Source organism: Mycolicibacterium arseniciresistens (assembly GCF_030519285.1).
Taxonomy (GTDB): domain Bacteria; phylum Actinomycetota; class Actinomycetes; order Mycobacteriales; family Mycobacteriaceae; genus Mycobacterium; species Mycobacterium arseniciresistens.
This window is the reverse complement of record NZ_JAUMSQ010000280.1, coordinates 1-11,391: the sequence shown is the minus strand read 5'-3', so window position 1 is coordinate 11,391 and position 11,391 is coordinate 1. Positions and strand designations below refer to the sequence as shown.

Sequence of the window (11,391 nt, the reverse complement as noted above, 5' to 3'; positions counted from 1 at the left end):
GCTCTCGGCGGCGGTGCGCAGGGCCTGCGCGTAACCGGCCACCCGGTCGGGCAGCCGGGCGAGGCGCCGGGCGATCAGTACCCAGTCGTCCTCGGTGTCGGTGGCCATCAGGTCGAACACGTCGCGCATGGACTGCAGCGGCGAGGCGATCACGTTGAGCTCGCCGAGGTCGAGCCCGGCGTCGTTCAGGTCGATCAGCACGCCGAGGCGCTCCCGCATGGCGGCAACGGTCACCCGGTCGGTCTCGTCGACGGGTGTCGCCCCGTCGAGCTCGCGCAGCGCGGCGCGGGCGGCCTCGGCGCGGGCGGTCACGCCGTCGGGGGAGTAGTCGGTGATGTCGTCGTCGTGCCCGACGATGCCCATTTCCGTTGCGGCGCAGGGATCGAGCGCCGCGACGGTGTCCAGGTAGCGCTCCGCGACGGTGTCGACGGCCGTGGCCGCCCTACCCAAGGTCGGTGGCGGCGAAGGTGTCGCAGGACGCCGGATCGCCGGTCCGGTAGCCCTCGGTGAACCACTTCTGCCGCTGCTCGGACGAACCGTGCGTCCATGCCTCGGGGTTGACCCGGCCGGTGGCGGCCTCCTGGATACGGTCGTCGCCGACGGCCGACGCGGCGGACAGCGCGTCGGCGATGTCCTTGTCGGTCAGCGGCTGCAGGTACGTCACATCGGTGCCCGGCTGCTTGGTGATCGCGGCGTAGTGCGCCCACACGCCGGCGTAGCAGTCGGCCTGCAGTTCGGTGCGCACTCCGCCGCCCGTCGGGCCCTCGGGATCCTGTTGGGCGCGCACCAGCGAACCCTGCAGTTGCTGGACGTGATGGCCGAACTCGTGGGCGACGACGTATTCCTGCGCCAACGGTCCACCGCTGGAACCGAACTGGTCTTTCAGCACGTCGAAGAACCCGACGTCGAAGTACGCCGTCTGGTCACCGGGGCAGTAGAACGGGCCGACCTCGCTGGACGCGGCTCCGCAGGCGGTGTTGACCTGCCCGGTGAACAGCTTCACCCGTGGCCGGGTGTAGTCCGGCAGCAGCTGCGGCCAGATGCCGTCCAGGGAGTTGGCCGTCGCGATCACCCGGCACTCGGCGATGCGGTTGGCGTCGGCGCCGGTGCGGCACTGGCTCGTGTCGAAGCCCTCCGCCTCGGCACCGGGTGCGCCCTGCTCCGGCATCACCGTGCTCGGGTCGACGCCGAGGAACAGCGCGAGGACGAGCACGATCAGGCCGAGCCCACCGCCACCGACCGCGATGCCGCGGCCCGGGCCGCGACCCCCTCCGCCGGTGGATGTGGTGCTCGTGTCGATCTGCATACCTTCGTTGAAGGTCATCGCACACCCCATCTGTACTGGCCGTGACGCTCGGCGATACGCCGCGTTCAGCTTGCCACACTACGATTCAGGCGTGTCCGTCGTCGCCGAAGTGCCCACCGTCGCGCACACGACGCTCGGCCGGCTGCGCGGCTCCACCGAGGGTGGCGTCGCGGTGTGGCGCGGGATCGAGTACGCCCGCCAGCCGGTCGGCGAGCGCAGGTTCACCGCGCCGCTGCCGCCGCGGCCGTGGACCGGGGTGCGCGATGCGGTGGAGCACGGACCGCTGCCGCCGCAGGGCCGGTCATTCGTCGGCGGCGGCCGCGACGACCCGAAGATCCGCGACGAGGCGTGCCTGACCCTGACGGTGTGGTCCCCGGCCCCGCTCCCCGGGGCCGCGCTGCCGGTGATGGTCTGGGTCCCGGGCGGCGCGTTCGTCTACGGCGCCGGCCAGCTTCAGCTCTACAACGGGTCGCGGCTGGCCGCCAACGGCAACGTCGTCGTGGTGAACGTGACCTACCGACTGGGCGTCTTCGGCGGCTTCGAGCTGGGCGACCTGGGCCACGGCTTCGACGACAATCTGTGCCTGCGCGACCAGATCGCAGCGCTGCGCTGGGTCCGTGACAACATCGCCGCGTTCGGAGGCGACCCGGATCACGTGACGGTGTTCGGCGAATCCGCGGGTGCGACGTCGGTGCTCGCCCTGCTGGCCAGCCCGGCCGCCCGCGGGTTGTTCAGCCGTGCGATCGCGCAGAGCCCGGCACTGCCGCTCATCGCCGACCGGGAGATCAGGGCGCGCCGGTCCGAGCGGTTCCTGCAACTGGTCGGCACCGGCCCGGCTTCGCTGAAGACCCTGCCGCAGCGGCAGTTACGCCGCGCGGCCGGTCAGCTGCAGCTGGAGAGCGCGGCCGAGAGCCCCACGCTCGCCTACGGGCTCACCCACGGTGTCGACCTGCTGCCGCAGCACCCGATCGACGCGGCCCGGGCCGGCGCCGTCGCCCCTGTGCCCTTGATCATCGGCACGAACAGCCACGAGGCGTCGATGTTCGCCTGGGGCAAACCGCCGATGCTGCCCACGACGATGGCCGGCGTCGAGGCCTACCTGCGCCGGCGGCCGCCGGAGGTGCACGACCGGCTGCTGGCCGCGTACCCGGAGTTCCCCCGCCGCCGCGCACTGATCGCGTTCGGCTCCGACGTCATGTTCGGCGCGCCGACGTGGGCGTTCGCCGACGCCTACAGCGCGCATGCGCCCACCTACGTCTACCGCTTCGACCACACCACCTGGACGCTGCGTGCACTGGGCCTCGGCGCCACGCACGGCAGCGAGATCGTGCACATCCAGCACAGCTACGCCTCCTACCTGGGCCGCAAGATCCATCCGCTGGGCAGGCGGGTGCAGCCGGCGGTGGGACGGCGGATGCAGAGCACCTGGCTGGACTTCGCCACCCGCGGCTGGGCGCCTGGGCAGGTGTGGCGCGAGGACTGGCCGCGCTACGACGCCGAGCAGCGCCGCACGCGGGTGATCCGTTCCGCCCGCGACGTGTCGGTCGACGACCCCGACGAGGTCCGCCGCAACGCCTGGGACGGGATGTACTAGGCGGCGGTCGGATACCGCTCGTCGGTGTAGCGGCGCAGGTTGTGCAGGAAGCGCTGGAACAGCCAACCCATGACGGGCTTGCCGAGCGTCATGCCCACCCGCGCCGCGACACCGTTAGGTTTCATGGCCATCACCCAGGTGAGGTGGCTGCCGGTGGGCGTCGGGACGACGCGGTAGTCCTCGGCGAACGCGGCGATGCTGCGGGTCGAGGCCTCGTTGAAGCGGAACGCCATATGGCTGAACGGCGTCCAGGCCAGGAACTCCTCGTCGCCGACGATGCCGCCCTGCATCTGCACCCGACGGGTGGTGCCCACGGCGCGCGGTTCGGGGCTGGTCCACGTCACCTTGGTGATCACCGTCGCCCACTGCGGCCACGACGTCTCGTCGGCAAGCACCTCGAACACCTGCTCCGGGGTGATCGCGAGGTCGACGGTGCTGACGAAGCGATACGGCGCCGAGTCGACGAACGTGAGGGAGACGCGCTCGCAGGGGAACATGGGCATACACCCTAGGGCACGGTGTCTAGCCGGGACCGTCGCTGGCCGCTGCGAGCAGGGGCACCAGCACGTCGCTGACCGGCGTCGCCACTCCGTAGCCCGCCGCCTTGCGGGCGATCACGCCGTTGCGGATGTCCCACTCCAGCGGCCGGTGTGCCTCGCGGTCGGTCAGCATCGAGGTGGTGATGTCGGGCGGCGACTGCCGCAGCATCCCGAGGATCTCGTCGGCCACGCCGTCGCCGAGGGTGGCGCCGTCCGCACGTGCCACCGCGAGGCACTCGGCGAGGTAGCGCCGCGCCAGCGCGTCGACGTCGTCGCGGCGGAACATCCCGGTCCGCCGGCCCGTGAGCACCATCAACCCGATGACGGCGTTCATCAGCAGCTTGTGCCAGGCCGCGGAGATGAAGTCCGGTTCGAGCTCCACGGTCATCCCGGTGGGCCGCAGCAGGTCGGCGAGTGTGCCGGCCGCCGGGGTGTCGGGCAGCACGAGCCGCGCGTCGGTGCGCAGCCGGACCCAGCCCTGCGCCTGCACCTCCGCCGAGATCCACACCGCGGCGGGCACCACCGTCGCCGCCGGGCAGTACCTGCCCACCCGCTCGGTCTGCTCGACCCCGTTCTGCAGCGCGCAGACCACGGTGTTCTCGTCGGCCAGCCGGGCCAGCCACTGGCCGGCCTGTTCGTTCTGGGTGTCCTTGACGGCCAGCAGCACGACGTCGACCGCCGCCTCGACGGCGGTGGGATCGGTGTGCACCGGCCCGGGCACGACGATCGGGTCCCGATCGTCGCGGCGCACCTCGACGCCGTCACGGGCGCTGCGGCCGCACAGCAGCACCGGCTGGCCTGCGGCGTGCAGGTAGGCGGCGACGGTGGCGCCGATGGCCCCGGGACCGATGACCGCGACGCGTGTGCCCATACGCGCCAAGCTACCGACGCGGGTGCCACCACTACACTGTGGCGGTCGTCTTGTCAGGCAACCCCCAGGAGATTTCGTGCTGCGCAGTCATGCCGCCGGTTCGTTGCGGCCCGCCGACACCGGTCAGACGGTGACGCTGGCCGGCTGGGTGGCGCGCCGGCGCGACCACGGCGGCGTCATCTTCATCGATCTGCGCGACGCGTCCGGGGTGACCCAGGTGGTCTTCCGCGAGGCGGGGGTGCTCGAGGCAGCCCACCGGTTGCGGGCCGAGTTCTGCGTCGCCGTCGAGGGCGTGGTGGAGACCCGGCCCGAGGGCAACGCGAACGCCGAGATCGCGACCGGTGAGATCGAGGTGAACGCCACCTCTCTCACCGTGCTGAGCGAGAGCGCACCGCTGCCGTTCCAGCTCGACGAGGTCGCCGGCGAAGAGGCGCGGCTGCGGTACCGCTACCTCGACCTGCGCCGCGAGGGGCCGGGCCAGGCGATCCGGTTGCGGTCGCGGGTCAACGCCGCCGCCCGCGCGGTGCTCGCCGAGCGCGACTTCGTGGAGATCGAGACGCCGACGATGACGCGGTCGACGCCGGAGGGGGCGCGCGACTTCCTGGTGCCTGCCCGGCTGCAGCCCGGCTCGTTCTACGCGCTGCCGCAGAGCCCGCAGCTGTTCAAGCAGCTGCTGATGGTGGCGGGCATGGAGCGCTACTACCAGATCGCCCGCTGTTACCGCGACGAGGACTTCCGGGCCGACCGGCAGCCGGAGTTCACCCAGCTCGACATGGAGATGAGCTTCGTCGACGCCGAGGACGTCATCGCGATCTCCGAGCAGGTGCTGCGCGCACTGTGGGCGTTGATCGGCTACGACCTGCCGCTGCCGCTGCCGCGGATCACCTACGACGACGCGATGCGCCGCTTCGGCTCCGACAAGCCCGACCTGCGCTTCGACCTGGAACTCGTCGAGTGCACCGAGTACTTCGCCGAGACGCCGTTCCGCGTCTTCCAGTCGCCCTACGTCGGTGCGGTGGTGATGCCGGGCGGCGCCTCGCAGCCACGGCGGACGCTCGACGGCTGGCAGGAGTGGGCCAAGCAGCGCGGCGCCAAGGGGCTGGCCTACGTGCTGGTCGGCGAGGACGGCACACTCGGCGGTCCGGTCGCCAAGAACCTCACCGACGCCGAGCGCGACGGCCTGGCCGCCCACGTCGGCGCGGCTCCAGGGGACTGCGTGTTCTTCGCCGCCGGTACCGCCCGCTCGGCGCGCGCACTGCTCGGCGCCGCGCGCATCGAGATCGCCAAGCGGCTCGACATGATCGACCCGACCGCCTGGGCCTTCACCTGGGTGGTGGACTGGCCGCTGTTCGAGATGGCCGAAGAGGCAACGGCCGCGGGCGATGTCGCGGTCGGATCCGGGGCGTGGACGGCCGTGCACCATGCGTTCACGGCGCCCAAGCCCGAGTCGGAGGCGATCTTCGACACCGATCCGGGCGCCGCCCTGGCCAACGCCTACGACATCGTCTGCAACGGCAACGAGATCGGTGGCGGGTCGATCCGTATCCACCGCCGCGACGTTCAGGAGCGGGTGTTCGCGATGATGGGCATCGACCACGACGAGGCGCAGGAGAAGTTCGGCTTCCTGTTGGAGGCGTTCACCTTCGGCGCGCCGCCGCACGGCGGGATCGCCTTCGGCTGGGACCGCATCACGGCGCTGCTCGCCGGCACGGACTCGATCCGCGAGGTGATCGCGTTCCCGAAGTCCGGCGGCGGCGCCGACCCGCTCACGGGGGCGCCGGCGCCGATCACCGCGCAGCAGCGCAGGGAGTCGGGAATAGACGCCAAGCCCAAGAAGTCTGATCAACCATGAGCGACATCGACAAGGACAAGCTCGTCGCGGACACCGCGGCGCTGGACGACTTCAACAAGGCCATCGTCGAGGAGTTCCGCGCCAACGGCGGCAAGGTCGGCGGCCCCTTCGAGGGCGGCACCCTGCTGTTGCTGCACACGACCGGCGCCAAGAGCGGCAAGCCCCGGCTGTCGCCGCTGGCCTACCTGACCGTCGACGGCAGGATGCTGATCGTCGGCTCCTACGCCGGCGCGCCCAAGGACCCGGCGTGGGTGCACAACCTGCGGGCACACCCCCGGGCCCACATCGAGGTGGGCACCGAGGCCTACGACGTCGACGTGCGCGAGTTGCCGGCCGACGAGCGCGACGCGAGGTACCCGAAGATCGTGGAGTTGGCGCCGGTGTTCGCCGACTACCAGGCCAAGACCGATCGGGCCATCCCGCTGTTCGAGCTGACGCGGCGGGAATAGATTCCCCCTCGCCGCGGTCGACTTGTGTCGTGACTGAATTCGACAACGATTTCGACGCAGACAAGATGGCGTCCGACCGCAACGTGCTCGACGACGTCAATCGCAAGGTGGTCGAGGAGTTCCGGGCCAACGGCGGCAAGGTCGGCGGTCCGTTCGCCGGCTCCGACATCGTGCTGATGACCAACGTCGGCGCCAAGTCCGGGAAGCCGCGGGTGTCGCCGTTGGTGTATTTCCCCATCGACGACCGGATCCTGATCGCCGGTTCCTTCGGTGGCGCACCGAAGGCGCCCGCCTGGGTGCACAACCTGCGGGCCAATCCGAGAGTGCATGTGGAAATCGGCACCGAGGCCTTCGACGCCGACGCCCACGAGCTGCCGCTGGACGAGCGCAACGCGCTGTACCCCCGCGTCGTCGAACTGGCTCCACAGTTCGGCGAGTACCAGTCGAAGACGGACCGCGTCATTCCGCTCTTCGAGCTCGTCCGGGCGTGATTCGCGCGCGGTTTCGTTCGCTCGGGGAACGAAACCGCGCCGAAATCGCTACAACCGCTCGATGATCGTCGCGTTGGCCATGCCGCCGCCCTCACACATGGTCTGCAGCGCGTATCGGCCGCCGCGTTGCTCCAGCGCGTTGACCATTGTGGTCATGATCCGGGCGCCGCTGGCCCCGAGCGGATGCCCGATCGCGATGGCGCCGCCGTTGACGTTGGTCTTCGCCAGGTCGGCGCCGGTGTCGCGCGCCCATGCCAGCACCACCGGGGCGAACGCCTCGTTCACCTCGAACAGGTCGATGTCGGCGAGCGTCAGACCGGCGCGCGCCAGCACCTTCTCGGTGGCGGGGATGACGCCGGTGAGCATGTACAGCGGATCGGATCCCACCACCGTCATCGAGTGGATGCGCGCCAGCGGCCGCAGACCCAGCCGGTTGGCCGCCTCGGTGGTGGTGATCAGCACCGCGGCGCTGCCGTCGGACAGCGGTGAGGAGTTGCCCGGCGTGATCGACCACCCGATCTGCGGGAACCGTGCCTCGTACGCCGGGTTGTAGAACGCGGGCCTGAGGCCGGCCAGTGTCTCCACCGTGGTGCCCGGACGGATGATCTCGTCGGTGCTCAGCCCGGCGATCGGCGCCAGCTCGGCGTCGAAGCGGCCCTCCTTGGTGGCGGTCGCGGCCTTCTCGTGGCTGCCTGCGGAGAACTCGTCGAGTTCGGTGCGCGAGAGCCCCCACTTCGCGGCGATCAGTTCCGCGCTGATGCCCTGGGGGACCAGGCCCTCGGGGTAGCGCGCGGCGAAGCCGACGCCGAACGGATCGCTGCCGGGCAGCACGCTGGAACCCATCGGGGCGCGTGACATCGACTCGACACCGGCCGCGACGACGATGTCGTAGGCGCCGGAGATGACGCCCTGGGCGGCGAAGTGGATGGCCTGCTGGCTGCTGCCGCACTGCCGGTCGATGGTGGTGCCCGGCACGGTCTCGGGGAGGCCGGCGCCGAGGACCGCGTTGCGGGCGATGTTGACCGCCTGGTCGCCCACCTGCGTCACGGCGCCTGCGATCACGTCGTCGATCTCGGCGGGGTCCACGCCGGTGCGGGCGATCAGTTCCTTGAGACTGTGCGCGAGCAGGTCGACGGGCAGTACGTCGTGCAGGGCGCCACTGGCCTTGCCCTTGCCTACCGGGGTGCGGACGGCTCCGACGATGACGGCGTCCCGTCCTGCGAATCCAGTCATGAATTGCCTCCTGATGCTCAGCGCTGAGTATTCTGATGTGGACCCAGATATACCACCTGGGTATAGTTAGAACAACTCAGGGATGGGGTTTGATTCCATGGCAGTGCTGCAGGGGCCGCTCGCCGATCGCGACGCCTGGTCTGCGGTGGGCGAGTGCCCGATCGAGAAGACGATGGCGTTGCTCGGCACCAAGTCGGCGATGTTGATCATGCGCGAGGCCTACTACGGCACAACGCGATTCGACGATTTCGCCCGCCGGGTCGGCATCACCAAGGCCGCCACCTCGGCACGGTTGTCCGAACTCGTCGACGCCGGCCTGCTCACCCGCCGCCCCTACCAGGTGCCCGGCCAGCGCAGCCGCGACGAGTACGTGCTGACCGACGCCGGCACCGACTTCATGCCGGTGGTCTGGTCGATGTTCGAGTGGGGCAGGCGGCATCTGCCGCAGCGCTCGCGGGTGCGGTTGGTGCACGACGGCTGCGGCGCCGAGGCGACCGTGACGGTGCGCTGTGCCGACGGCCACGACGTGCCGGCCGATGAACTCGCGGTCGCGTTGACCCGCCGGGACTAGTCTCCGGCCGACCGTCCGACGCCCAACCGGCCATCTCCTGGTTGCGTCGCGCCGAAAATGGCTAGTCTCAGCGCCGTGCTGCATTTGCGGGTGATCTCGCCGGCCGAGCGGCGGGACGCTGTCCTGGAGGTGCTGCGCAGCGAACCCGGCGCGACCCACGTGGTGATCCATGTCGACGCGGCCGTCGAACCGTCGGGGGACGAGATCACCGCCGACATCGCCCGCGAGTGCGCCAACGACGTGGTGGACCGGCTCAAGGACCTGTGCGTGCAGCGCGACGGTGCGATCACGCTCGACGTCGTCGACACCGTGGTCTCGACCGCCGCCCATCAGGCCGAGAAGGACGCCGAGGGCGACCCGGCCGACGCGATCGTCTGGGACGAACTCGCCGAGCGCACCCGCGACGAGTCGCGGCTCAACGTCACCTTCCTGGCCTTCCTGTGTCTGGCGTGTCTGCTCGTCGCGGTGGGTGTGGTGACCGACTCCACGGTGACCCTGCTCGGCGGCATGGTGGTCGGCCCCGAGTTCGGACCGCTCGCGGCGCTGGCCGTGGCCGCCGTCCGGCGCAGGCGCAACATGGCGATCCGGGCGTCGATCGCGCTGGCGGTCGGATTTCCGCTGGCGATGATCGTCACCGCCGCGGCCGTGCTGGCCGGAGAAGCGGTCGGCTGGATCCCGCTGGAGACCACCCGCCAGCTGCAGGAGGTCGACTACATCTTCCGGGTGGGACCGCTCTCGCTGGTGGTGGCGCTGCTCGCCGGGGCGGCCGGGATGCTGTCACTGGTGTCCTCGAAGTCGGCGGCCCTGGTCGGGGTGTTCATCTCGGTCACGACCGTGCCCGCGGCGGGCTTCGCGGTGGTCGCGGCGACGGTCGGGGAGTGGGACGTCGCCGCGAAATCGGCCCTGCAGCTGCTGCTGAACCTGGTCGGCATCGTGGTCGCGGGCATGCTGGTGCTCTGGCTGCACCAACATCTGCACCGCCGCCGCGCGGCCGCGCGTCATGCGCAGGCCGACCCCGTGTGATGGGATCATCCGATGGGCATCAAGGTGGCGCTGGAGCATCGCACCAGCTACACGTTCGACCGACTGGTGGAGGTGTTCCCCCACGTGGTGCGGTTGCGCCCGGCGCCGCACTCCCGTACGCCGATCGAGGCCTACTCGCTGAGCGTGCAGCCCGACGACCACTTCGTCAACTGGCAGCAGGATGCGTTCGGCAATTATGTTGCGCGACTGGTCTTCCCGACCCGTAGCCGGGAGCTGACCATCACCGTCGGACTGATCGCCGACCTCAAGGTGATCAATCCGTTCGACTTCTTCGTGGAAAGCTACGCCGAGAGTTGGCCAGGTGCAGGGGGATTCACCTATCCGCGGGCGCTGGCCGACGACCTCGAACCGTATCTGCGGCCGGTCGACGAGGACGGTGAGGGATCCGGGCCCGGCGAGGTGGCCCGCGACTGGGCGCAGAACTTCTCGGTCGCCCCGGGTACGGCGATCATCAACTTCCTCGTCGCGATCAACCGGGCGGTCAATGCCGACGTCGGCTACAGCGTGCGCCTGGAGCCCGGCGTGCACACCCCGGATCACACGCTGCGCAACGGAATCGGCTCGTGCCGCGACTCGGCGTGGCTGCTGGTGTCGGTGCTGCGGCAGCTCGGCCTCGCCGCCCGCTTCGTGTCCGGTTACCTGGTGCAGCTGACGTCCGACGTCAAGGCGCTCGACGGACCGTCCGGTCCTGCCGCCGATTTCACCGATCTGCACGCTTGGACCGAGGTCTACATTCCCGGGGCCGGCTGGATCGGCCTGGACCCCACCTCGGGTCTGTTCGCCGGCGAAGGACACATCCCACTGTCGGCGACGCCGCACCCGGCGTCCGCGGCGCCCATCACCGGCGCCACCGAACCCTGCGACACCACGCTCGACTTCTCCAACATCGTCACCCGCGTGCACGAGGACCCGCGGGTCACGAAGCCCTACGACGACGGTGCATGGGCCGCGATCAGCGCGCTGGGCGCCCGGGTCGACGAACGACTCGCCGAGCGGGACGTCCGCCTCACCATCGGCGGCGAGCCCACCTTCGTGTCGATCGACAATCAGGTCGACCCGGAGTGGACGATCGCCGCGGACGGGCCGGACAAACGCCGCCGCGCCTCGGTGCTCGCGGCGCGGCTGAAGAAGGTGTGGGCACCCCACGGTCTGGTGCAGCGCAGCCAGGGCAAGTGGTATCCCTCAGAGCCGTTGCCGCGCTGGCAGATCGGGCTGTTGTGGCGCACCGACGGCGAGCCGCTGTGGCATGACGACGCGCTGCTGGCCGACCCGTGGCCCGAAGAACCCGACCACGTCGAGGTCGCCCCCGACGCCGGTGAACGGCTGCTCGGCGAGATCGCGGCCGGTCTGGGCCTGCCCGCCACCCAGGTCCGCGCGGCCTTCGAGGACCCGCTGAGCCGCCTCGCCCGCGCCGTGCGGATGCCCGACGGCGAACCCGTCG

General features: G+C 70.6%; 12 protein-coding genes. 7 read left to right on the top strand and 5 right to left on the bottom strand.

Going from position 1 to position 11,391, the window contains the following annotated elements; translation table 11 throughout:
• Both Q2100_RS25445 and ypfJ read right to left on the bottom strand, forming a co-directional pair.
• Nucleotides 1-450, bottom strand: a 450-nt coding sequence (locus Q2100_RS25445; protein ID WP_302916293.1) for a DUF885 family protein, incomplete at its 3' end; no start/stop codon positions are given.
• Nucleotides 443-1,324 carry a KPN_02809 family neutral zinc metallopeptidase gene (gene ypfJ, locus Q2100_RS25440; protein WP_302916292.1) on the bottom strand — a complete coding sequence of 294 codons (882 nt, stop codon included), beginning with the start codon at nucleotides 1,322-1,324 and terminating at the stop codon, nucleotides 443-445. The genes ypfJ and Q2100_RS25445, both read right to left, overlap by 8 nt.
• Here ypfJ and Q2100_RS25435 point away from each other — a divergent pair.
• Complete coding sequence (locus tag Q2100_RS25435; protein ID WP_407667691.1) at nucleotides 1,245-2,900, top strand: carboxylesterase/lipase family protein; 1,656 nt, start codon at nucleotides 1,245-1,247, stop codon at nucleotides 2,898-2,900. The two genes, ypfJ and Q2100_RS25435, sit on opposite strands and share 80 nt — an antisense overlap.
• Here Q2100_RS25435 and Q2100_RS25430 read toward each other — a convergent pair.
• Together Q2100_RS25430 and Q2100_RS25425 are read right to left on the bottom strand one after the other, a co-directional pair.
• On the bottom strand, nucleotides 2,897-3,403 hold the full coding sequence (locus tag Q2100_RS25430; protein ID WP_302916290.1) for an SRPBCC family protein: 507 nt from the start codon (nucleotides 3,401-3,403) through the stop codon (nucleotides 2,897-2,899). The two genes, Q2100_RS25435 and Q2100_RS25430, sit on opposite strands and share 4 nt — an antisense overlap.
• 19 nt (nucleotides 3,404-3,422) lie before the next feature.
• A complete protein-coding gene (locus Q2100_RS25425; protein WP_302916289.1) occupies nucleotides 3,423-4,310 on the bottom strand; it encodes an oxidoreductase in 888 nt (295 codons plus the stop codon).
• Between the two features lie 76 nt (nucleotides 4,311-4,386).
• Between Q2100_RS25425 and aspS the strand changes: the two genes are divergently transcribed.
• The 3 genes from aspS (at nucleotide 4,387) to Q2100_RS25410 (ending at nucleotide 7,102) form a co-directional block, all read left to right on the top strand.
• Nucleotides 4,387-6,162 carry an aspartate--tRNA ligase gene (gene aspS / locus Q2100_RS25420; protein ID WP_302916288.1) on the top strand — a complete coding sequence of 592 codons (1,776 nt, stop codon included), beginning with the start codon at nucleotides 4,387-4,389 and terminating at the stop codon, nucleotides 6,160-6,162.
• A complete protein-coding gene (locus tag Q2100_RS25415) occupies nucleotides 6,159-6,611 on the top strand; it encodes a nitroreductase family deazaflavin-dependent oxidoreductase (RefSeq protein WP_302916287.1) in 453 nt (150 codons plus the stop codon). The genes aspS and Q2100_RS25415 overlap by 4 nt, the downstream gene beginning before the upstream one ends.
• A 65-nt stretch (nucleotides 6,612-6,676) precedes the next feature.
• On the top strand, nucleotides 6,677-7,102 hold the full coding sequence (locus Q2100_RS25410; RefSeq protein ID WP_264010964.1) for a nitroreductase family deazaflavin-dependent oxidoreductase: 426 nt from the start codon (nucleotides 6,677-6,679) through the stop codon (nucleotides 7,100-7,102).
• Nucleotides 7,103-7,150: 48 nt separating this feature from the next.
• On the opposite strand, the gene Q2100_RS25405 is transcribed toward Q2100_RS25410, so the two are convergent.
• A complete protein-coding gene (locus Q2100_RS25405; RefSeq protein WP_302916286.1) occupies nucleotides 7,151-8,335 on the bottom strand; it encodes a thiolase family protein in 1,185 nt (394 codons plus the stop codon).
• 97 nt (nucleotides 8,336-8,432) lie between these two features.
• Here Q2100_RS25405 and Q2100_RS25400 point away from each other — a divergent pair, with 97 nt between their 5' ends.
• From Q2100_RS25400 to Q2100_RS25390, 3 genes are all read left to right on the top strand, one after another.
• Nucleotides 8,433-8,906 (top strand): winged helix-turn-helix transcriptional regulator, encoded by a 474-nt coding sequence (locus Q2100_RS25400; RefSeq protein WP_302916285.1) that lies wholly within the window; start codon nucleotides 8,433-8,435, stop codon nucleotides 8,904-8,906.
• A 75-nt stretch (nucleotides 8,907-8,981) separates the two neighbouring features.
• Nucleotides 8,982-9,929: a DUF389 domain-containing protein gene (locus Q2100_RS25395; RefSeq protein WP_302916284.1), complete on the top strand. Its 948-nt coding sequence runs from the start codon at nucleotides 8,982-8,984 to the stop codon at nucleotides 9,927-9,929.
• A gap of 12 nt (nucleotides 9,930-9,941) precedes the next feature.
• The coding region (locus tag Q2100_RS25390) for a transglutaminase family protein (protein WP_302916283.1) at nucleotides 9,942-11,391 on the top strand (1,450 nt) is incomplete at its 3' end.

What these genes read in the sequence shown, in the direction of transcription:
- ypfJ (WP_302916292.1), bottom strand. Translation starts at nt 1,324, where the DNA reads ATGACCTTCAACGAAGGTATGCAGATCGACACGAGCACCACATCCACC.
- Q2100_RS25435 (WP_407667691.1), top strand. Translation starts at nt 1,245, where the DNA reads ATGCCGCGGCCCGGGCCGCGACCCCCTCCGCCGGTGGATGTGGTGCTC.
- Q2100_RS25430 (WP_302916290.1), bottom strand. Translation starts at nt 3,403, where the DNA reads ATGCCCATGTTCCCCTGCGAGCGCGTCTCCCTCACGTTCGTCGACTCG.
- Q2100_RS25400 (WP_302916285.1), top strand. Translation starts at nt 8,433, where the DNA reads ATGGCAGTGCTGCAGGGGCCGCTCGCCGATCGCGACGCCTGGTCTGCG.
- Q2100_RS25405 (WP_302916286.1), bottom strand. Translation starts at nt 8,335, where the DNA reads ATGACTGGATTCGCAGGACGGGACGCCGTCATCGTCGGAGCCGTCCGC.
- Q2100_RS25415 (WP_302916287.1), top strand. Translation starts at nt 6,159, where the DNA reads ATGAGCGACATCGACAAGGACAAGCTCGTCGCGGACACCGCGGCGCTG.
- Q2100_RS25425 (WP_302916289.1), bottom strand. Translation starts at nt 4,310, where the DNA reads ATGGGCACACGCGTCGCGGTCATCGGTCCCGGGGCCATCGGCGCCACC.
- Q2100_RS25410 (WP_264010964.1), top strand. Translation starts at nt 6,677, where the DNA reads ATGGCGTCCGACCGCAACGTGCTCGACGACGTCAATCGCAAGGTGGTC.